The sequence below is a fragment of the Trinickia camelliae genome, from assembly GCF_053525655.1.
This window is the reverse complement of record NZ_JBCHAA010000010.1, coordinates 1-20,925: the sequence shown is the minus strand read 5'-3', so window position 1 is coordinate 20,925 and position 20,925 is coordinate 1. Positions and strand designations below refer to the sequence as shown.

Below are 20,925 nucleotides of genomic sequence, written 5' to 3'. Positions count from 1 at the left end.
GCATCGACGCCAATCCTCATCGCAGATTCGTATGCGCTAGCTCCACCACCTCATCCCCGCGCCCGCTCAACACCGCGCGCAGCATGTAGAGACTGAAGCCCTTCGCCTGCTCCCATTGAATCTTCGGCGGCATCGCGATCTCGTACTTTGACGTGACGACATCGACCAGCGCGGGTCCCGGCTTTGAAAACGCGAGCTTCAGCGCGTCGGCCAGTTGCTCGGATTCCTCGACACGCACGCCGAAGATCCCTGCCCCATTCGCGATATCGGCGAAGTTGGTCGCGGCGAGGTCCGTGCCGTTGTCGAGATAGCCACCCGCCTTCATCTCCATCGCGACGAAGCCGAGCACGCTGTTGTTGTAGACGATCACCTTGATCGGCAAATCGAGCTGGCGCGCCGTGAGCAAATCGCCCAGCAGCATCGACAACCCGCCGTCGCCCGACATCGATATGACCTGCCGGCCCGGATGCGCCGCCTGCGCGCCGAGCGCCTGCGGCATCGCATTCGCCATTGAGCCATGACTGAACGAGCCGTGCAGCGAGCGCTTGCCGTTCATCTTCAGATAGCGCGCGGCCCATAGCGTCGGCGTGCCGACGTCGGCGGTGAAGACGGCGTCTTCGGCGGCCAGTTCGTCGAGGATTTTGGTCAGGTATTGCGGATGGATCGGCCGTCCGGGCGCCGACGGCCGCGCGAGTTCGTCGAGGCCCTTGCGCGCGGCCTGATAGTGCTTGAGCGCACGGCCGATGAAATGACGATTTGCCTTGCGCGCGAGCCTCGGCAGCAGTTCCTGCACCGTCTCGCGCACGTCGCCGACGAGCCCGAGCTTAAGCGGCGCGCGCTTGCCGAGCGCGCTAGCGCGCCGGTCGATCTGCACGATGCTGGCGTCTTGCGGATAGAAATTGCGGTACGGGAAATCGGTGCCGAGCATCAGCAGCGTGTCGCACGACATCATCGCGTGATAGCCCGATGAAAAGCCGAGGAGCCCGGTCATGCCCACGTCGTTCGGGTTGTCCCACTCGACGAACTGCTTGCCGCGCAGCGCATGCACGACCGGCGCGCCGAGCATGTCCGCGAGCGCGACGACTTCGTCGTGCGCTCCGGCGCAGCCGCTGCCGCATAAGAGCGTCACGGCATCGGAGGCGTCGAGCAGCTTCACGAGGCGATCGATATCGGTCGGTGACGGCACCGTGGTCGACTTGCCCGGCGGCGCCCATTGCACTTCCTCCTCGGGCGCTTCGGCAAGCGCGACGTCCCCCGGCAGCACGATCACGGCGACGCCGTGCTCGTCGATGGCGGTGCGCATCGCGGTGGCGAGCACGCGCGCAAACTGCCGCGGATTGCTCACGAGCTCGACGTAGTGGCTGCACTCCTTGAAGAGCGTCTGAGGATGCGTCTCCTGAAAGTAGCCAAGGCCGATCTCGGATGACGGAATGTGCGCCGCAATCGCAAGCACCGGCTGATGATTGCGATGACAGTCGAACAGTCCGTTGATCAAATGCAGATTGCCCGGCCCGCAGCTTCCCGCGCACACCGCGAGCTTGCCGGTTGCCGCCGCTTCGGCGCCGGCCGCGAACGCCGCCACTTCCTCGTGACGCGTGTGCATCCAGCGTATCGAGCCGAGCCGCATCAAGCTGTCGGAAAGGCCGTTCAGGCTGTCGCCCGTCACACCCCAGATCCGCTCGACACCAGCCGCCTGCAACGTCTTCGCGAGATAGTCCGCAATGGTCTGCTTTGCCATGATCGTGTTCCCTTTGAAGGTCCGCCTGCCCGCCTGCATTACGCATCGACTTCGTGCACTTGTCGAAGATAGACGGTTAGCGTCGTCAATGCCAAGTTGGGCTGGCGAGCAGGCCAATGAGCGGACCAATAAAAAAACGCGCCTACGGCGGCGCGTTTCTTCAGGCGTTACAGGCGGATTCCGGGTACGAATCTTGGCAGGGTAAGAACGCGACTCAGTTCACCGCATCGGGGTGCAGGCCGCGCAGCAGCTGACGCACGCGCGACATATCCTTGTCGATCAGCTCCGCCTTCTCGAACAGCTCGGCGAGCCAATCGACGAACGCGCGCACGCGCGGCGACACGCGGCGGTTCTTCAGATACGCGACCGACACCGCCACGGGCACCGGCGTATAGCGCGGCAGCACTTCCGTGAGCAGCCCCGACTCCAGATACGGCTGCGCGGCGATCCGCGACGGCTGGATCAGGCCAAGCCCTTCGAGCCCGCAGGCGAGATACGCGTGCTCGTCGGCGACTTGCACGAAGCCTTCGACCCTTACCGTCGTCACGCGGCCTTCGTCGTCGAAGTCGAACTCGGCGCCGCGCCCGGCCGTGGTGCCGGCAGCGGCCATGCAGTTGACGGCCACATGGCCTTCCAGTTCGTCGAGCGACTCCGGCGTGCCATGCCGCGCGAGGTACTCGGGGCTCGCGCAGGTGACCTGCTCGAGCACGCCGAGACGCCGCGCGACGAGCCCCGAGTCGGGCAGCTCGCCGAGCTGGATGCTGCAATCGACCGCCTCGCCCACCATATCGACCGCGCGATTGCTCAAGCCGATCGCGAGATCGATGTTCGGAAAGCGCGCATGAAAATCGTCGAGCGCGGGAAACACGAGCGCCGTGGCCACCGCGCCCGGCATTTCGACGCGCAAACGCCCGCGCAGGTTGTCGGTGTTGTCGCGCAGGCTCGCTTCCATTTCGTCGATGTCGGCGAGGATCTGCACGCAGCGCTCGTAGTACGCGGCGCCTTCGGCGGTGAGGTTCAAACGGCGCGTCGTGCGTTGGAGCAACTGCACGCCGAGCATGGCTTCGAGGTTCTGGACAATGGTTGTTGCAGTCGCGCGCGGAATGTCGAGCGAAAGCGCGGCGCGCGTGAAGCTTTGGGTATCGACGATACGAACGAAGGTGCGCATCGCCTGGACACGGTCGATCACGGGCTTTTCTCCTGTCGGATGCGGCACGGACTTCCGCGGGAACGAAAGGCAAAGGCGGAGTCCGTCAGGGCTCCCATCGTAAGGACCGGACGCCAGCCGGTGAATACCTGAATATCTCGAAGACTTGCCTATTTCTCTGGCCGCCCACTCATAGATACCGTTTGGTGCTAGATTTCAAGCCTGATCCTCTTGAACACCGAACTAGTCGACGGACCGTTCCCACCATGGCAACCATCACACCAACGACTTACGTGAGCCCCGCGCAGCAGCGGATGGTCGAATTGCTCGCCAAGCTGGCCCCCGCCGAGGGTTACACGCACTCGTGTCTCGACGGCGTCAAGTTCATGCGCTCGAGCCGCGCTCATCCCCGTCAGGCGGCAATGTACGACCCGTGCATCGTGATTCTGTGCCAGGGCCGCAAGCGCGGCTTTATCGGCGACAAGGTCTTCGTCTACGACGCGCAGCAATATCTCGTGTTCTCGGTGCCGCTGCCGTTCGAAGTCGAAACCGAGGCGAGCCCGGAAGAGCCGCTGCTCGGCATCAAGATTCGCGTGGACCTGACGATGGCGGCGGAATTGCTGCTGCAAATCGACGACGGCCACACGCCCGCCATCAGCGAGCCGCAAGGCATCTACTCGACGCCGCTCGACCCTCATTTCAGCGACGCGGTGCTGCGCCTTCTGGAAGCGCTCAAGTCCCCGCTTGACGCACGCGTGCTCGGGCCGTCGATCGTGCGCGAGATCTGCTATCGGGTGCTGACCGGCGTGCAAGGCAACGCGATTCGCGCGGCGCTCACGTATCAGCATCACTTCGGCCGCATCGCGAAGGCGCTGCGCCGCATTCACTCCGACTATCGCAGCGATCTCGACGTCGATACGCTCGCGAGCGAAGCCGGCATGAGCCTCGCCGTGTTTCACGCGCAATTCAAGGCCGTGACGTCGACCTCGCCGATGCAGTACGTCAAGACCACGCGCTTGCATCAGGCGCGCTTGCTGATGATGCAGGACGGCATGAACGCGAGCACGGCGGCGGCGCGGGTCGGCTATGAAAGCGCGTCGCAATTCAGCCGCGAGTTCAAGCGGTTGTTCGGCGTCAGTCCCGTCGACGAGATGCGCCGCATGCGAGCGGCGAACGGCGATGCGTCGCCGCAGCCGGAGCCGGCTCCGGCGCCGCGCTATGTGACGACGTCGTAAGCGCGTCGTGCTGCGCCGGACGCTCGTCCGGCAACGCGCGCGGCGCGTCGATTCGCGCGCTCCAAAAAAGTGTCGCAATGAAGTCCAACTACAATAGCGCACGAGCCGGCGCCCGGCGCGAGCTTGCGCTCGCCGCCCGACCAGCGCGCCACCGGTGCGAAAGCACGCTTTAGCACGCCTTCGCCCGTCAATCCGCTTACATTTCTCGCCGCCACGCGGGCCCTAGCCCCGGGCGCCGAACACCAGGAGCCACCTATGTCTGACTCGAACGAGTCTTTTTTCGGGAGATTGTCTCTCGCAGTCGGAACGTTCTTCAGCCTTCTCGGCGACCGCGAACTCGCCGCCCGCGTGCGTAGCGTGCGCGAGGCCCCGAGCGTCGCGCCAGCGCCCACGGCAGCCCCGCAACCCAAGCCCCAGCCGCAGCCTCAGCCGGTCGTCCGCACGCTGAAGGAAGCCACGCCCGACGCGGCGCTCCAGCTCCTCGGCCTGTTGCAGCGCGAGGCGCGCTTCATCGACTTCATCGAGGAAGACGTCGTCGGCTACTCCGACACCGATATCGGCGCCGCCGCGCGTCTCGTGCATGACGGCTGCCGCCGCGTGCTGCGCGAGCACTTCACGATCCGCCCGGTGCGCGACGAAGCCGAAGGCAGCCGCGTGACCGTGCCCGACGGCTTCGACGCCACCTCGATTCGTCTGACCGGCAATGTCGTCGGCAAGCCGCCGTTTTCCGGCAGCATCAGCCATCGCGGCTGGCGCGTCGCCGACGTCCGTCTGCCGAAGCTCGCCGAGAGCCACGACGCCTCCGTGATCGCCCCCGCCGAGGTGGAGCTATGAGCGACGCCCGCTACGCAATCGGTATCGATCTGGGCACGACGCACTGCGCGCTGTCGTACGTCGACATCACGGCCAGCGACGGCGACAAGACCGCGCAGCAAGTCCTGCCGGTCGCTCAGCTCACCGCGCCGGGCGCGGTCAGCGAACTCGACCTGCTGCCCTCGTTTCTCTATCTGCCGCATGCGAACGAACTCGCGGCGGGCGACTTGAACCTGCCGTGGACCGCCGAGCGCGGCTTCGCGGTCGGCGAACTCGCGCGCAACCGCGGCGCGGGCACGCCGATCCGGCTCGTTTCGAGCGCGAAGAGCTGGCTCTGCCACCCGGGCGTCGATCGCCGTGCGGCGATCCTGCCCAACGACGCGCCCGAGGAAGTCGTGCGCGTGTCGCCGCTCGAAGCGTCGGTACGCTACTTGACGCACTTGCGTGAAGCTTGGAATCACACGCATCCCAACGCGCCGTTCGACGAGCAGGACGTCACCGTCACGATTCCGGCGTCGTTCGACCCCGCCGCCCGCGAGCTGACCGCCGAGGCCGCGCAAGCCGCCGGCTACGCGCGCATGACGCTGCTCGAAGAGCCGCAGGCCGCGCTCTATAGCTGGATTCAGAAGAGCGGCGGACAGTGGCGCAAGCAAGTGAAGGTCGGCGACATCATCCTCGTCGTCGACGTCGGCGGCGGCACCACCGACTTGTCGCTGATCGCCGTGGTCGAGCGCGAAGGCAATCTTGAACTGCATCGTGTCGCGGTCGGCGAGCATATTCTGCTCGGCGGCGACAACATGGACCTCGCGCTCGCGCACGTCGTCGCCCGCAAGCTCGCGGCGCAAGGCACGCAGGCGGACCCGTGGCAGTTGCGCGCCCTCACCTACGCGTGCCGCAGCGCGAAGGAAACGCTGCTCACGCGCGACGACCTCGACGCCGCGCCGCTCGTCGTGCCGAGCCGCGGCTCCAAGCTGATCGGCGGCTCGATCCGCACGGAGCTGACGCGCGCCGAACTCACGCAGACCATCCTCGAAGGCTTCTTCCCGCAAGTCGAAAGCGCGGCGCGGCCGATGAGCCGCGCGCGTGCGGGTCTCACGCAACTGGGCCTGCCGTATGCGCAGGACGCGGCCGTGACGCGGCATCTCGCGGCGTTCCTGTCGCGGCAGGTGGGCGCGCTCGCCGATCTCGAAGGCGTGCGGCTCGAGCAGAAGGAAGGCGCGACGTTCCTGCATCCCACCGCCGTGCTCTTCAACGGCGGCGTGTTCAAGTCGGCGCTGCTCGTCGAACGCATTCTTCAGACGCTCAACGGCTGGCTCGCCACCGAAGGCGCACCGGCCGCGCGGCTGCTCGAAGGCGCGGACCTCGATCTCGCCGTGGCGCGCGGCGCCGCGTATTACGGCTACGTGCGGCGCGGCCAGGGCGTGCGCATCCGTGGCGGCACGGCACGTGCGTACTACGTCGCCGTCGAATCGGCGATGCCCGCCGTGCCGGGACTCGAACCGCCGATTCAAGCGCTCTGCGTCGCGCCGTTCGGCATGGAGGAAGGCACCGATGCCGAGCTGCCCGCGCAGGAATTCGGCCTCGTCGTCGGCGAGCCCGTGCACTTCCGCTTCTTCGGCTCGTCGGTGCGCCGCCAGGATCAGGTCGGCACGCTGCTCGACTTCTGGTCGCCTGACGAATTGCAGGAACTCGAAGAGATCGAAGCGACGCTGCCGCCCGAAGGCCGCACGCCCGGCGAGATCGTCGCCGTGAAGCTGCATGCGCGTGTGACTGAAGCCGGCACGCTCGAACTCGAAGCCGTGCCGCGCGGCAGCAGCGAGCGGTGGAAAGTCGAGTTCGACGTGCGCGGCAGCGCGAACGCTTGAGCGTGATGAAGCAGTACATCGTCGGGATCGATCTCGGCACGAGCAATACCGTCGTCGCGTATGCGGAACGTGGCGGCAACGACATCCGCGTCTTCGACATCGAGCAGTTGGTGAGCGTGGGCGAAGTGGCGGCGCGGCCGATGCTGCCGTCGGTGCGCTATCACGCGGCGGCGGGCGAGCTGAACGAGGACGCGCTGCAATTGCCTTGGCAAGACGCGGAGGCGCAGCTTGGACTTGAGACGCCGCAGCCCGCCGTCGTCGGCCGCCTCGCGCGCGCGCTCGGCGCCCAGGTGCCGGGGCGGCTCGTCGCGAGCGCGAAAAGCTGGCTGTCGCATGCGTCGGTCGATCGTCTTGCGCCGATCCTGCCGTGGGGCGCCGGCGACGAAGTCGGCAAGGTGTCGCCGGTCACGGCCAGCGCGAGCTATCTCGCTCACGTGCGCGCGGCGTGGAACCATCGTTTTCCGCACGCGCGGCTCGAACATCAGGAAGTGGTGCTGACCGTGCCCGCATCGTTCGACGACGGCGCGCGGGCGCTCACGCTCGAAGCCGCGCGCATTGCGAAGCTGCCCGCGCTGCGTTTGCTCGAAGAACCGCAGGCGGCGTTCTACGACTGGCTGTTCCATCATCGCGACACGCTGCGCGACGAACTCGCGCAAACGCGTCTCGTGCTGATCTGCGACGTGGGCGGCGGCACGACCGACCTCACGCTCGTCAAAGTGCAGATCGCGGACGGCGGCGAGCCGCAGTTGACGCGCATCGGCGTCGGCAATCATCTGATGCTCGGCGGCGACAACATGGATCTCGCGCTCGCGCATCTCGTCGAAGCGCGTCTGACGAGTGGCGACAAGCGGCTGTCGGCGGCAAGCCTGTCGCAGCTCGTCGAGCGCTGCCGCGCCGCGAAAGAGCAACTGCTCGATACCCGCGCGCCCGACTCCACATCGATCACGCTGCTCGGCTCCGGCTCGAAGCTGATCGGCGGCGCGCGCTCGGTCGACGTGACCCGGCAGGAAGTCGAGCGCCTGATCGTCGATGGCTTTCTTCCGCAGGTCGAATCGAGCGAGCGCCCGCGACGCGCGCGCGGCGCCATCGTCGAATTCGGCCTGCCTTATGCGAGCGACCCGGCCATCACGCGCCACGTCGCCGCGTTTTTGAGCCAGCACGCCGCGCAGTCGCGCCACGCGCTGGGCTTGCCGGAAACGAGCGACAGCCCCGACGCGCTGCCGATGCCCGACACGCTGCTGCTCAACGGCGGCGTGTTTCGCGCGAAGGCATTGGAAACGCGTCTCGCCGATACCCTTGGCGCCTGGCGCGGCGCCCCGCTCAACGTGCTGCAGAACGCGAACCCGGACGTGGCCGTCGCACGCGGCGCGGTCGCCTACGCGCTCGCGCGCGCCGGCAGCGCGCCGCGCATCGGCGGCGGCTCGGCGCGCAGCTACTTCCTCGTGCTCGACGGCGGCGACAAGGACACGCCGCGCGGCGTTTGCCTGTTGCCGCGCGGCACCGAAGAAGGCCAGGAGATCCCGCTCGCCGACCGCACCTTTGCGTTGCGGCTCGGCTCGCCGGTGCGTTTTCACTTGGCGTCGTCGGTCGCGGATGCTGCGTATCGCCCGGGCGATCTGGCCGATCTCGCGTCGAGCGACTTCGTGCGCCTGCCGCCGATCGCCACCGTCGTCGAGCCGCGCGGCGCGAGCGGCCCCGGCGAGACACCGGTTCAGCTCGCCACCGCGCTGACGGAAGTCGGCACGCTGCAGGTCCATTGCATCGAGACAGCGGACGTCAAGCAACGCTGGCTGCTCGAATTTCAACTACGGCGCGACGACGCCGCACAAGTCGATCTCGCCACCACCGTGCATCCGGCGCTTGGCCATGCGGTCGACGAGATCGACCGCATCTTCGGCTCGCGTTCGCACGATGTCGGCGCGAAAGACGTCAAGCGCTTGCGCGCGCAACTCGAACAGACGCTCGGCGCGCGCGACAGCTGGGACAGCGCCCTGCTCCGCGAATTGTTCGGTGTGCTGTGGGAGCGTGTGCGCCGCCGGCGCCGTTCCGCCGATCACGAACGCTCGTGGCTGAACCTAGCCGGCTATTGCGTGCGTCCGGGGTTCGGCTATCCGCTCGACGAATGGCGCGTCGAACAGCTTTGGTCGCTGTTCGACGACGGCATCCAGTACATCAACGAGAGCCAGGTGTGGTCGGAATGGTGGACGATGTGGCGCCGCGCGGCCGGCGGTCTCGACGAAGAAGCGCAGTTGCGCCTGCTCGACGCGATGGACTATCTGCACAAGATGGCCAGCTCGAAACGGCAGAAGTCGCCGTTCGATCCCGCGAAAGTGGGTTTCGCCGATATGGTCAGGCTCTCCGCGTCGCTCGAGCGGATTCCGGTCGAACGCAAGATCGACATCGCCGAACGTCAACTCACGCAACTGCGCAAGTCCTCCGAGAATCAGCAGAACTGGTGGGCGATCGGGCGCATCGGCGCGCGGCGGCCGTTCTATGGCAGCGCGCATACGGTCGTGCCGCCCGACGTCGCCGGCGAGTGGCTCGACGCGATTCTGGCGCTCGATTGGAAGAAGGTCGACCCGGCCGCGTTCGCCGCCGCCCAGATCGCACGCATGACGGGCGACCGGTCGCGGGACTTGCCGCCTGAGACGCGCGAAACGGTCGCGCGGCGGCTCGAAGCGATCAATGCGTCGCCGGCGTGGGTCACCATGGTTCGCGAAACCGTCGCGCTCGACGATGCCGATACGGGCCGCGTGTTCGGCGAATCGCTGCCGGCGGGGTTGAAGTTGATTGGGGAGTGACGGCACGTGCGGCGCGCTTGGCGCCATCGCTTAGCTGCGAATGAAACAGCAAGCACACTTGCTTGTACGCCGAAACGTTCGCGCGATTAAATAAAGACAATGTGAAGCAGCGAACCGCCGAACCCACCCGAGCCCCTCATGAACGACCACGAAGTTCTCGCGCGCGCCGCCGCGCATGCGCAGCGATATCTGGATCGACTGAACGAGCGCCCCGTGGGCGCGACGGTCACGGCCGACCAACTCCGCCAACGCCTGGGCGGCGCGCTGCCCGGTAAATCGAGCGATCCCGCCGACGTGATCGACGCGCTCGTCGCCCACACCGAAGGCGGCCTGCTCGCCTCGACCGGCGGGCGCTTTTTCGGCTGGGTCATCGGCGGCGCGCTGCCGGTCGCGCTTGCCGCGGACTGGCTGACATCAACGTGGGATCAGAACGCGGCATCGGTAGCGTGCTCGCCTGCCGAGGCGGTGATCGAGGAGATCTGCGGCGCGTGGCTAAAAGAACTCCTCGGCTTGCCCGCGACCGCCTCGTACGCGTTCGTGACCGGCTGCCAGATGGCCCACACCACGGCGCTCGCCGCCGCACGACACACACTGCTCGCCAAACGCGGCATCGACGTCGAACGCCAAGGCCTGGCGGGCACGCCGCCGCTCAGGCTCTTGATGAGCGAAAACCGTCACGAATCGATCTCGCGCTCGGCGCGCCTGCTCGGCATCGGCACGGATGCGATCACGCTGCTGCCCGTCGAAGACGACGGCGCGCTCAAGCTCGATGCGCTCGCTGCCGCGCTGCGCGCATCGGATCGCCCTACCGCGGTCTGCTTGCAAGCCGGCGACCTGAACACCGGCGCATTCGACGCGTTCAACGAAGCCTGCGAACTCGCGCATTCGGCGGGAGCGTGGGTGCACGTCGACGGCGCATTCGGCCTGTGGGCCGCCACCAGCGAACGACATCGCCACTTCCTCGCGGGCGTCGAGCGCGCCGACTCGTGGGCCACCGACGGACACAAATGGCTGAACCTGCCGTTCGACAACGGCTTCGTGTTCGTCGCCGATTCCGAGGCGCACCGCGCGGTGTTCACGATGGAAACGAGCTACTCGGCCGCTTCGCAAGGCGCTCGAGAGCAGCGCGACTGGACCCCGGAATGGTCGCGGCGCGGACGGGCCGTCAGCTGCTACGCGGCGATCCGCGCGCTCGGCCGCGAAGGCATCGGCGAGATGGTGGCGCGCTGCTGCGAACACGCGACGCAATTGGTCGACGGCCTCGCGGCGCTGCCCGGCGTCGAAGTGTTGGCGCGTCCGCGGATCAATCAAGGGCTCGTGCGTTTTCTCGATCGCGACGGCGCACACGACGCGCGCACCGACGCGACGATCGCCGCGATTCAAGCATCGGGCGTCGCGTGGTTCGGCGGCACGACTTGGCGCGGCAAGCGGGCGATGCGTATCTCCGTCTGCAACTGGCGCACGACGGACGACGATGTACGGCGCACGCTTGACGCGGTCGCGCAAATCGTCAGGCGACAGGCGCAATAGCGAACGCGGGGGCGTCGAAGCGCTGACTCACGCTTCGACGCCCCCGCGTCTGCCGAGATTGAAAGCGTGAATGCCTAGCGCCGCGACAGCACCCGATACCACCAATCGTGGTGATCGAGATTTCTAAGCAACTGCTGCCTGCGCTGTTCGCGGCGATAGTGGATGACCACGTTCAATGCCGCGAAGACGAGGGCCGCCGAGCCCCCCACGATGCCCCACCACGACGTGCTCATTGCTGCCTCCATACCAGTCATTGCGACTGCAGCTTCGGATTCGCGTCTCATTGGCCGGGCTTCGGCCTTTGTGCCTGCGCTACTGCTACACAAGGCACGTTATTTACCGGCGCCTCGTCCCGCATTCCCGGTGCTGGAAATCGCGGCAAGGTTCGATTCGGTCGCATGCACCGCTTGCTGCGCGGTTTTGCGCAGGGTCTCCATCAGCGTGCTGGTGGTCGTGATCGCCGATTTCCAGGCTGCAATCGTTGCTTCGGAACCGGAGGGGGCGTTCTTCGCAAGATCGTCGACGAGCGTCTGCACGCGGCGATTGTAGGCATCGGCCTGCCCCTCGCCGACCTTGACGAATTCCGCGAGCGTGGCCGACGCGATGTCGGCGAACTGGCGGCCATAGGCCTGCGCCTGCTCCGGAATCGATGCCGCCAACTCGGCGGCTTGCTTCGTGCTCGACTCAGCCGTTTGCGGCGCGGCGAGCCCTTGCAGCAGGCTTGCTTGCGAGCTGGCCAGCCACGACTTGGTCAACTGCAGATTCAAAACGGCCAGCTTTTCGAAGCCATCGGCGACCGATCGGGCAAGACCGAACGCCGTATCGAGGTTGGCTTTTTGCATGGCGACGAATTGCTCGGGGGTGAAAAAGGTCATCATCCAGCTCCTAAATGAGAGTTTCTCTATCGGCCGCACCGCCGGAAGACGGCGCGCACAGGACGATCGAAAGACACGGTCAAGGAAACGGCAGGCAAGTTTTGAAGCAGCCGGGACGCCTTGTGACATCGTCTCGCGACAGCGAAACGTACCGGCTTGATGAAAGTTGGAGCCACTGCCAGTGCGGCTTGTCCCGAGGAAGGGTTGCAAGTGCGGCGACAGGCGGCAACGTCGAATCGCTGACTACAGTTCGCGCATGCCGCATTCGAGACTAGCGCATCTTAGAATCAGATCAAGTGAATATCAATATGTGGGATTTCTTACTCGCTCGCATCGCGGGGTACTGGCAATTTTGGCCTGGTCTTCGGGACGGCGAAGCAAACGTTTTCGTCTGACGTTCTCGGCTCAATTACCGCATCGAAGCAGCAAGTCCAACTGTATTGTCCGCTTCCTATACTGAGCTTCTTATCTCGACGATACGGAGGGCGCCATGGCCGACCATTCACTGAACGGGAAGGTGGTGCTGATCGGAGGCGGGGCGAAAAATCTAGGCGGCTTGATCGCGCGCGAGTTTGCCAAGGGCGGCGCGGCGGCGGTCGCCGTGCACTACAACAGCGAGTCGACGAAAGGCGCCGCGCAAGAGACGGTCGCCGCCATCGAAGCAGCGGGCGCGAAAGCGTTTTCAGTGCAAGGCGATCTAACGAAACCCGCCAACGTCACGCGTCTTTTCGACGAAACGCTGCAGCGCTTCGGCACGATCGACATCGCGATCAACACGACCGGCATGGTGATCAAGAAGCCGATCGTCGACGTGACCGAAGCCGACTACGACACGATCTTCGCCGTAAATTCGAAAGCGGCGTTTTTCTTCTTGCAGGAAGCGGGCAAGAAGCTCGCGGACAACGGCAAGATCGTGACGATCGTCACGTCGCTGCTCGCCGCGTACACGCCCTACTACGCGATCTATCCGGGCAGCAAGGCGCCGATCGAACACTTCACGCGCGCGGCGTCGAAGGAGTTCGGCGAGCGCGGCATCTCCGTGAATGCGCTCGGCCCGGGGCCGATGGATACGCCGTTCTTCTATCCGGCCGAATCGAAGGAGTCGGCGGCCTACCACGCAACGGCCGCCGCCCTCAGCAAGCAGACAAAAAGCGGACTGACCGAGATCGGCGACATCGTCCCGATCATCAAATTCCTCGTGACCGAGGGATGGTGGATCACCGGTCAGACGATTTTCGCCAACGGCGGCTACGTGACGCGCTAGGCGCCACGCACCGGGTGCTCCGCGACGTGAACGGCGAGCGGTCTTACTCGACTACGACGCGCGGCGCCCCTTCCGCCATCGAGCCGATCACCGCTGCCTGCTCGAAACCGCCGGCACGCAGGCAATCGAGGACCGCGGACACGCTGCCCGCGTCGCACGATACGAGCAGGCCGCCGGAGGTCTGCGGATCGGTCAGCAAGGCTTGGGCAATCGCTGGCAGGCCCGGCGAGAGTTCGACCTGCGCGCCATAAGCGGCCCAGTTGCGCCCCGACGCGCCCGTCACCAAACCGGCGCTTGCGAGTTCTGGCGCCGACTCGATCCATGGCAGCGACGCGTAGTCCACGCGCGCCGCGAGTTGCGCCCCCCGGCACAATTCGAGCAAGTGGCCGAGCAGGCCGAAGCCGGTGACGTCGGTCATCGCGTGCACGCCGTCGAGCGCGGCGAGCGCCGTGCCCGGCCGGTTCAGACGCGTAGTGGCCGCAATCATCGCCGCGTAGCCCGCGTCGTCGAGCTTCCCCTTCTTCAGCGCCGCCGACAGAATCCCCACGCCGAGCGGCTTGCCGAGCACCAGCACATCGCCGGCATGCGCGCCGGCATTGCGCGCGACGCGCTTCGGATGCACGACGCCGATCGCCGCGAGCCCGTAGATCGGCTCGACCGAATCGATCGAATGACCGCCGGCCACCGGGATGCCGGCCTCCGCGCACACCGATTCGCCGCCCTGGAGCACGCGCGCGATCGTCTCGTGCGGCAGCACGTTGATCGGCATGCCGACCAGCGCCAGCGCGAAGAGCGGCTTGCCGCCCATCGCGTAGATGTCGGAGAGCGCGTTCGTTGCGGCGATGCGGCCGAAGTCGTAGGGGTCGTCGACGATCGGCATGAAGAAGTCGGTGGTGGCGACGATCGCCTGCTCGTCGTTGAGCCGGTAGACGGCGGCGTCGTCGGCGGTTTCCGTGCCGACAAGCAGATCCGGAAAGACCGCCATCGGCGCGGCGCGCTTGAGCAGTTCGGCGAGCACGCCGGGCGCGATCTTGCAGCCGCAGCCGCCGCCGTGGGACAGCTCCGTCAGGCGCGGTGCGGTGCTGTTTTGCTGGGAGGTCGAGTTCATAACAAGCCTTCGTCGATTCAGAAATGGAGCGCCACGGCGGCCAAGCCGGCCACGACGCCGATCACCACCACCATCAGCACCAGTGTCGCCTGCACGCGCACGCCGAGCGCGCGGGCCGTCATCGCGAGCGACGGCACGCTGATGGGCGGCAACGTCATCAACAGCGCGGCGGCCGGACCCGCCGCCACGCCGAACGACAACATCGCCTGCACGATCGGCACTTCGGCCGCTGTGGGAATCACGAACAACGTGCCGGCGATCGCGAACGCGAGAATCCACCAGATCGCGTTGTCCACTTCCGGCCCGACGTGCGGAAACAGCCACGCGCGCGCCGCGCCAAGCAGCAGCACGAGCACGACGTATTCGGGCACGAGACGCACCGCCATCCGCGCGAGCAGCTTGAGCCATTGCGCGAAACGGTTGCCCTGTAGCGATGCCTCAGCAGCGAGCGCCTCGAGCTGTTCGCGCGCGGCCGACCGTTCGGCCGGCGTCGCTTGCCGGTTGACGAGCCAGCCGCCGCCGAAGACGAGCAGCGCGCCTAGCGTGAGCCGCAAAGCGGTCCAATGCCAGCCGAGCACGAAGCCCATGAAGACCAGCGTCGCCGGATTGAGCACGGAGTTGCCGAGCCAAAACGCGACCGCCGCGCCCGGTGACGCCTGCCGCGCGCGCAGGCCCACCACCACGGGCGCCGCGCAGCACGTGCACATCATGCCGGGCAGCGCGAGCAAGCCGCCCGCGGCGACGCTGCGCATGCCGGCGCCGCCCAGCAGGCGCGCGACCCAGTGCGTCGGCAGCAATGTCTGCACCGCCGAGCCGAGCAGCAGGCCGAGCACGAGCGCCTGCCAGATCGCCTTCGCATAAGCGGTCGCATAGCCGAGCGCCGCGTGCCACGACGCCTGCGGCGGCATGGCCTCGGTGCCGCTCAGGATCGAGTGGCCGATCGAATGCGTGTCGGCGGCGACGAACGCGCGGTGATAGTACGGCGACCACTTGACGTAGTAGAGCCCGAAGATTGCGATCAGCGCAAACAACGTAATAGCGAACGCCGAACCTGGGCGGCGCGGCGTTTGGATGAGAGATTCCATGGTCTCGAATAAGTTAGTTTGAATGTGCGAGATCAGCGCATTGGGCGATCAATTCGCGCGCCTGAGCGAGCGGCTCTGGCGCGCAAGGATCGAACGCGAACGGCAATGGCCCCCCTGCCGCACCGAACGAACGCTGGCTGCTGCGAGCGTACGCCGGATCGTAGTGCTGCTCGATCAGCTCGGTGCAAAGTTGTTCGAGCTGCCCGTTATCGATGAGCTCGTGCCAGCGCGTGACCGTCTGCCGGCTGTGGAGCCCGATCAAACGCGTCAGCTGATCTTTGAAGAATTGCGGCGTGTCGAACAAGTGCCGATAGTCGTTCAACAGATACCGCACCCGTGCGTCGAGCGGCGCCGACACCTTCACATAGCGCCCCGCATGAAACGCATCGAGCAGCGACAGAGGCAGCGAGATATTGCCGATCCGACGGCTTTCCGCCTCGACGAACACGGGCTGATTCGCATCCAATTTCGACAGTGCGACGGCCAATGCCGTATCGAAGGCTTTCTGCGTCGGCTGGTTGGAATCGGGCAGCGCGCCCAGAAGCGATCCGCGGTGCCGGGCCAGTCCCTCGAGATCCAACACCTGCGCGCCCGCATCGGCCAGCGCGTGCAGCAGGCGCGTCTTGCCGGTACCTGTGTGCCCGGTCAGCGCAATGTAATCGAACCGCGACGGCAAGCCCTCCAGCTGCTCGAGCACGTGGTGCCGATACGACTTGTAGCCGCCGTCCAGTTGCCGCGCCTGCCAGCCGATCATGTTGAACCAGACGGTCATCGCGCCGGACCGCTTGCCGCCGCGCCAGCAATAGATCAGCGGACGCCAATTGCGCGGACGGTCCGCAAAGACCGTGTCGAGGTGGTGCGCGATGTTGCGCCCCACCATCGCCGAACCGACGCGGCTCGCCTCGAACGGCGAGTTCTTGTACAGCGTGCCGACGATCACGCGCTCTTCGTTGCTGAGCACCGGCGCGTTGATCGCACCGGGAATGTGGTCTTCGGCATATTCGAGCGGCGTGCGCACGTCGACGATTTCGTCGAACGATGCGAGCTGATCGATGGTGACAACGAGGTTTTTCACAATGGCTGACCGGACGCCGGCGAGACCCGCGCGTTACCGGCTGTATTCGAGTAATTTCCTATTATTCCATGCGGCGGCATTGTCCGATCATTCAGCCAGATGGGGGATGCCGGACGACTACCCGTTTCGACCGTTCGCTGATCGAGAGCCTACGCCATGACTCACCACGAAACCGCGCTCGCGGACCCCGGCATGTCCGCGCTCTCGGCGAGCGACGATCGATTCGCCTTCGGCAACGCAGCGATCGCATTGACTTGGACCGTCGCGCATTCGCGTTTGACCGGCTTTGCGATCGTCGATCGCGCCCATTCGCGGACGCTGCCGGTGATCGCGCCTTTCACGTTGACGTTCGCCGATGGGCGCACGCTTGGCGTTGACGAGCTGAGGTTGCTCGCGCCGTTGCGCGACGATCTGCTGACAGCGGACGCGCGCGCAGCCAGGCTTGCCGATCGACTGGCAGGCCGGCGCGTGAGCGCCGTTCTTCACGACGAGCATGATCGCCTGCGAGTGGAGTTGTTTATCGAACAGCGCGAAGACTCGCCGTATCTGCGCTTGCACTTGGCGATCACAGCGCTTGCGCAAGACGAGCCCATCGTCGCGGTTTCGATGCTTCAGACGCAAGCCGCAAACGCGCGGGCAAGCAGCCCATTGAACGGCACACCCGTGATCGCCGGTCATGTCTACCTTGGCTTAGAGCTTCCGAGGTCGGAAAGCGAGGTGCGCGACGACGGGGTCCGCTTCACGGTGACACGTGCGTTGCCGCTGGAAAAAGGCAAGACGCTCGCTTACTCGACGGTTGCGGGCGTGGTCCGCGAAGGCCAATTGCGCCGCGATTTTTCGGCTTATCTCGAACGCGAACGCGCACGTCCTTATCGCCCGTTCCTTCATTACAACTCGTGGTACGACATCGGCTTCCTCACGCGTTATACGGAAGCCCAAGCGCTCGAACGCATCGATGCGTTAGGCCGCGAATTGCACGACAAGCGCGGCGTGCAGCTCGACTCCTTCCTCTTCGACGACGGCTGGGACGACTACAGCGGCAGTTGGCATTTCAGCGAGAATTTCCCGCGTGGTTTCGTGCCGCTACGCGACGCCGCAGCGCGATATGGCGCGGCGCCCGGCGTGTGGCTGTCGCCATGGGGCGGCTATTGCGAGCCTCGACAGGAACGGGTCGCGCGCGGGCTTGCGTCGGGGTATGAGGTCGCCGATGACGGGCTGGCCTTGTCCGGGCCGAAGTACTATCGACGCTTTCATGAAGTCGTGATGTCGCTGCTTCGCTCGCACGGCGTCAATCATTTCAAGTTCGACGGCACGGGCAACGCCGATAAAGTGATTTCCGGCAGCCGTTTCAACAGCGATTGGGACGCGGCGATCGAACTGATCGACGACATTCGCAGCGCGCGGCCGGACACCTTCATCAACCTCTCCACCGGCACCCTTCCCTCGCCGTTCTGGCTGCGCTACGCCGATTCGATCTGGCGCGGCGGCGCCGACGACGGACTCGCCGGCGTCGGCAGCAACCGCGAGCGCTGGATCACGTATCGCGATGCCCAGACGTACCGCAATGTCGTGCTCGCAAGCCCGCTGTTTCCGCTGAATTCGCTGATGCTGCACGGGATCATTTACGCGCAGGAGAATCCGCGTCTTAGCGGCGACGCGGGGCAGGCGTTCGCCAACGAAGTGCGTTCGTACTTTGCGAGCGGGACGCAATTGCAGGAGCTGTACGTCACGCCTTCGCTGCTTGAGGAACGGGATTGGGACGTGCTCGCGGAGTCGGCTAAGTGGGCACGCGCAAACGCCGATGTTCTGCGCGACAGTCACTGGATCGGCGGTGCGCCGGATGAGCTTGAGGTGTATGGATGGGCGGCTTGGTCGCCATCGAAGTCCATTGTCACGCTGCGCAATCCGGCCGATCACGTGCAGCGCTTTGATCTCGACTTGCGAGGGCAATTGGAGTTGCCGGACGGTGCTGACGGTCGATTCCATGTGCTCTGCGCTTGGAGCGGACGTGATGCGTCTGTTCCTGCGATGTTGGCTGCGGACCAGCCGCAAACGATTCGCCTTGCGCCATTCGAAGTGCTTACTTTAGAACTGTTGCCAGTGGACGCCGATGCTTAGCGTTTGCGTTTATTTCGTTACGCCAACGTGCGCGCAAGTTCGATCGGCTTCGCTTCGATCTGATGCAAGTCGAAGATCGTGACCACGTTCTCGCCCTCTCGGAGCCATGGAGCCGGACAATACAAGCGCCTTTGCGGACCGATATTCCAGTAGCGTCCGAGGTTGTGTCCGTTGACCCAGACCATGCCCTTGGTCCAGTGGCTCATGTCGAGATAGGTATCGCCCACGGTATCGAGCGATATCGTCGCTCGGAAAAACAATCCGGCCTTGCGCGGATTCGAGCACACGTTCCGCAGGTTTGTGATGGTGTCGGTGCTCATCGGCAACAGGAACACCTCCCATTCCTTCAGAAATTCGCTCACGCCCGTCGCATCCTGCAGCGTGACCGCGCCGACGATGCCTTTGCGGTCGATCATCGCGTGCCCATAGTTCACGCGCCCCATGCCTTCGACGAGGATGTCCAGATTGACAGTGCCATCTGGTGACGAGGCCGCTACTGGAAGAGCGATCGGCACATCGTGCATGACGTTGAGCGGTTGCGCGCATCGGACCGGCATCGGAGCTCTCGATACACCGCCCACATATTGCTCGCCGACGAAAACGGTCGCGTAGTCGTGAACGTCGCCGAGATTCAGAACACCACCTCGATAGTCCCGCAGCTTCTTGCGATAAAGCGCGAAACCGAACGCTTGCCCATACGTCTCGAAGGGTTGAGGGTCAGCGGTTTGCGCAGCGGGGAGCGCGGCAGGCAGGTTGTCCCAAACGGACGCGTAGCGTTCAGGCATCAAAGCGTCTTTTCCCGAGCGCTCGATGGCTGCGATCGGTTCTGGTACGTCCGGTAACGACGTCGGAAGATATCGGGCGATGATTTCGCGGTACTGCATGTATTTCGAAGTCGCGACACCTTGCTCGGTGATGGGCGCCGCGTAGTCGTAGCTCGTGATGTCGGGCTGGTATGCGACGGAATCCGGATCGACGTTCGCCCCCGCATAAAAACCGAAGCTCGTGCCGCCATGAATGACGTAGAGGTTGAACGAGAGGTTGTGTTGCATGAACGCGTCCAGCGTGCCGGAGATGTCCACGGCCGTCCCCTGCAGCGCCGCGTCGCCCCAGTGCGTGAGCCATCCTGGATACACCTCGCCGGCCATCACCGGAACGTCGGGAAACGTCTGCCGCGCCGCCGCGATTTGCGCGGCGTTGCCATTGCTCAACGCAATCGCGCCGCCCGTGACGTTCGAGCGATTCTGCTGGAGTTGCGTGATGCCATCCTCGGTGTAGAACGGGCCGTCGATTCCGCCTCTAAGCCAAAGCTGCCGGATTTCTTCGAGGTAGGCCGGATTGCAGCCGTATGAACCAAATTCGTTTTCGATCTGAATCATCAGGATCGGGCCGCCGATGCACGCCATCAGGGGTTTGACGCGCGGGATCAGTTCGTCGATGTAGCGCGCGACGGCGGACATATAGCGGGGATCGGTCGCCGAGTCGGTCCTAAGCGCGATGTCCGGGTAACGCAGCAGGTAGGACGGCATACCTCCCAGATCCCATTCGGCGCAGACGTATGGGCCCGGTCGCAGCAGAACCCACATCGCTTCCGATTGACACAGGCGGATGAACGCTTCGATATCGCGGTTCTCGCTTTGGAAGTCGAAAACGCCTGGGCTCGTTTCGTGGTAGTTCCACATGACGTAGAGCGCGATGGTGTTCATGCCCATCGCCTTCGTCATTTGGATGCGATGCCGCCAGTATTCGGCGGGAATGCGAGCGGGGTGGAGTTCGCCGCTGCGGATTTGGAACGGTTGGCCGTCGAGGAGGAAGCGGTTGTCTTGCTGGGCGAAGGAGAAGATATGCGGGCGGCTTGGGCTTGGGGAGGTTGCGGTTGTCTTCATGCAGTCGAAGTTCGCGAATGTAAGCCGGGTTGAAAACAAAATCGGCGCGGTCAACAGACCGCGCCTTGGACGTCGATGATGGCTCTGCGAAACGGCAATCGCGTTGCCGTGCAGATTTCACTATAGGCGAGTGACGGGCGAATTTAGTGAGAACTGCCGCCGCCGTGGCCGCCGTTTCCGCCGTTACCTTGGCCGCCTTTGCCTTGGCCGCCGTTGCCCTGGCCTCCGTTGCCCTGGCCTCCGTTGCCCTGGCCTCCGTTGCCTTGGCCTCCGTTACCCTGACCGCCGTTACCTTGGCCGCCGTTACCTTGACCGCCGTTGCCTTGGCCTCCGTTGCCTTGGCCTCCGTTGCCTTGGCCTCCGTTGCCTTGGCCTCCGTTGCCTT

The 20,925-nt window shown here is 65.3% G+C and carries 16 protein-coding genes; 7 read left to right on the top strand and 9 right to left on the bottom strand.

Going from position 1 to position 20,925, the window contains the following annotated elements; all coding sequences use genetic code 11:
- Window positions 1–16 precede the first annotated feature (16 nt).
- Together poxB and AAHK20_RS17445 are read right to left on the bottom strand one after the other, a co-directional pair.
- On the bottom strand, window positions 17–1,738 hold the full coding sequence (gene poxB, locus AAHK20_RS17450; RefSeq protein WP_449182749.1) for a ubiquinone-dependent pyruvate dehydrogenase: 1,722 nt from the start codon (window positions 1,736–1,738) through the stop codon (window positions 17–19).
- A 214-nt stretch (window positions 1,739–1,952) separates the two neighbouring features.
- On the bottom strand, window positions 1,953–2,927 hold the full coding sequence (locus tag AAHK20_RS17445) for a LysR family transcriptional regulator (RefSeq protein ID WP_449182748.1): 975 nt from the start codon (window positions 2,925–2,927) through the stop codon (window positions 1,953–1,955).
- A 224-nt stretch (window positions 2,928–3,151) separates the two neighbouring features.
- Between AAHK20_RS17445 and AAHK20_RS17440 the strand changes: the two genes are divergently transcribed.
- From AAHK20_RS17440 to AAHK20_RS17420, 5 genes are all read left to right on the top strand, one after another.
- Window positions 3,152–4,120, top strand: a complete 969-nt coding sequence (locus tag AAHK20_RS17440; protein ID WP_449182747.1) for an AraC family transcriptional regulator — start codon at window positions 3,152–3,154, stop codon at window positions 4,118–4,120.
- A 255-nt stretch (window positions 4,121–4,375) separates the two neighbouring features.
- Window positions 4,376–4,954, top strand: a complete 579-nt coding sequence (locus AAHK20_RS17435) for a DUF2760 domain-containing protein (protein WP_449182746.1) — start codon at window positions 4,376–4,378, stop codon at window positions 4,952–4,954.
- On the top strand, window positions 4,951–6,798 hold the full coding sequence (locus AAHK20_RS17430; RefSeq protein WP_449182745.1) for an Hsp70 family protein: 1,848 nt from the start codon (window positions 4,951–4,953) through the stop codon (window positions 6,796–6,798). The genes AAHK20_RS17435 and AAHK20_RS17430 overlap by 4 nt, the downstream gene beginning before the upstream one ends.
- A 5-nt stretch (window positions 6,799–6,803) precedes the next feature.
- Window positions 6,804–9,599 (top strand): Hsp70 family protein, encoded by a 2,796-nt coding sequence (locus tag AAHK20_RS17425; RefSeq protein WP_449182975.1) that lies wholly within the window; start codon window positions 6,804–6,806, stop codon window positions 9,597–9,599.
- A 138-nt stretch (window positions 9,600–9,737) separates the two neighbouring features.
- On the top strand, window positions 9,738–11,129 hold the full coding sequence (locus AAHK20_RS17420) for a pyridoxal phosphate-dependent decarboxylase family protein (RefSeq protein WP_449182744.1): 1,392 nt from the start codon (window positions 9,738–9,740) through the stop codon (window positions 11,127–11,129).
- Window positions 11,130–11,203: 74 nt separating this feature from the next.
- Here the strand turns inward: AAHK20_RS17420 and AAHK20_RS17415 are convergent, their stop codons facing one another.
- Both AAHK20_RS17415 and AAHK20_RS17410 read right to left on the bottom strand, forming a co-directional pair.
- A complete protein-coding gene (locus AAHK20_RS17415) occupies window positions 11,204–11,362 on the bottom strand; it encodes a hypothetical protein (RefSeq protein ID WP_449182743.1) in 159 nt (52 codons plus the stop codon).
- A gap of 99 nt (window positions 11,363–11,461) precedes the next feature.
- Entirely contained in the window at window positions 11,462–12,004 is a 543-nt protein-coding gene (locus AAHK20_RS17410) for a phasin family protein (RefSeq protein WP_449182742.1), read from the bottom strand.
- 490 nt (window positions 12,005–12,494) lie between these two features.
- On the opposite strand from AAHK20_RS17410, the gene AAHK20_RS17405 reads away from it, so the two are divergent.
- On the top strand, window positions 12,495–13,268 hold the full coding sequence (locus AAHK20_RS17405) for an SDR family oxidoreductase (RefSeq protein ID WP_449182741.1): 774 nt from the start codon (window positions 12,495–12,497) through the stop codon (window positions 13,266–13,268).
- 43 nt (window positions 13,269–13,311) lie between these two features.
- Here the strand turns inward: AAHK20_RS17405 and selD are convergent, their stop codons facing one another.
- The 3 genes from selD to mnmH are packed head-to-tail and all read right to left on the bottom strand — an operon-like array spanning window position 13,312 to window position 16,536.
- Window positions 13,312–14,376: a selenide, water dikinase SelD gene (selD, locus tag AAHK20_RS17400; protein WP_449182740.1), complete on the bottom strand. Its 1,065-nt coding sequence runs from the start codon at window positions 14,374–14,376 to the stop codon at window positions 13,312–13,314.
- A gap of 17 nt (window positions 14,377–14,393) precedes the next feature.
- Window positions 14,394–15,461 (bottom strand): permease, encoded by a 1,068-nt coding sequence (locus AAHK20_RS17395; protein WP_449182739.1) that lies wholly within the window; start codon window positions 15,459–15,461, stop codon window positions 14,394–14,396.
- A gap of 13 nt (window positions 15,462–15,474) precedes the next feature.
- Window positions 15,475–16,536, bottom strand: coding sequence for a tRNA 2-selenouridine(34) synthase MnmH (gene mnmH / locus AAHK20_RS17390; protein WP_449182738.1), 1,062 nt, complete (start codon window positions 16,534–16,536; stop codon window positions 15,475–15,477).
- A 156-nt stretch (window positions 16,537–16,692) separates the two neighbouring features.
- Between mnmH and AAHK20_RS17385 the strand changes: the two genes are divergently transcribed.
- The gene (locus AAHK20_RS17385; protein ID WP_449182737.1) at window positions 16,693–18,654 is read left to right on the top strand and encodes an alpha-galactosidase; all 1,962 of its coding nucleotides are present in this window, start codon (window positions 16,693–16,695) and stop codon (window positions 18,652–18,654) included.
- Window positions 18,655–18,671: 17 nt separating this feature from the next.
- On the opposite strand, the gene AAHK20_RS17380 is transcribed toward AAHK20_RS17385, so the two are convergent.
- A complete protein-coding gene (locus tag AAHK20_RS17380; RefSeq protein WP_449182736.1) occupies window positions 18,672–20,540 on the bottom strand; it encodes a beta-galactosidase in 1,869 nt (622 codons plus the stop codon).
- Between the two features lie 143 nt (window positions 20,541–20,683).
- A partial coding sequence (locus AAHK20_RS17375; RefSeq protein WP_449182735.1) for a hypothetical protein occupies window positions 20,684–20,925 on the bottom strand: 242 nt, incomplete at its 5' end.

Bases quoted from the DNA above. Each gene is read 5' to 3' on its own strand.
- poxB (WP_449182749.1), bottom strand. From the start codon at position 1,738: ATGGCAAAGCAGACCATTGCGGACTATCTCGCGAAGACGTTGCAGGCG.
- AAHK20_RS17440 (WP_449182747.1), top strand. From the start codon at position 3,152: ATGGCAACCATCACACCAACGACTTACGTGAGCCCCGCGCAGCAGCGG.
- AAHK20_RS17435 (WP_449182746.1), top strand. From the start codon at position 4,376: ATGTCTGACTCGAACGAGTCTTTTTTCGGGAGATTGTCTCTCGCAGTC.
- AAHK20_RS17430 (WP_449182745.1), top strand. From the start codon at position 4,951: ATGAGCGACGCCCGCTACGCAATCGGTATCGATCTGGGCACGACGCAC.
- AAHK20_RS17425 (WP_449182975.1), top strand. From the start codon at position 6,804: ATGAAGCAGTACATCGTCGGGATCGATCTCGGCACGAGCAATACCGTC.
- AAHK20_RS17420 (WP_449182744.1), top strand. From the start codon at position 9,738: ATGAACGACCACGAAGTTCTCGCGCGCGCCGCCGCGCATGCGCAGCGA.
- AAHK20_RS17415 (WP_449182743.1), bottom strand. From the start codon at position 11,362: ATGAGCACGTCGTGGTGGGGCATCGTGGGGGGCTCGGCGGCCCTCGTC.
- AAHK20_RS17410 (WP_449182742.1), bottom strand. From the start codon at position 12,004: ATGACCTTTTTCACCCCCGAGCAATTCGTCGCCATGCAAAAAGCCAAC.
- AAHK20_RS17405 (WP_449182741.1), top strand. From the start codon at position 12,495: ATGGCCGACCATTCACTGAACGGGAAGGTGGTGCTGATCGGAGGCGGG.
- selD (WP_449182740.1), bottom strand. From the start codon at position 14,376: ATGAACTCGACCTCCCAGCAAAACAGCACCGCACCGCGCCTGACGGAG.
- AAHK20_RS17395 (WP_449182739.1), bottom strand. From the start codon at position 15,461: ATGGAATCTCTCATCCAAACGCCGCGCCGCCCAGGTTCGGCGTTCGCT.
- AAHK20_RS17385 (WP_449182737.1), top strand. From the start codon at position 16,693: ATGACTCACCACGAAACCGCGCTCGCGGACCCCGGCATGTCCGCGCTC.
- AAHK20_RS17380 (WP_449182736.1), bottom strand. From the start codon at position 20,540: ATGAAGACAACCGCAACCTCCCCAAGCCCAAGCCGCCCGCATATCTTC.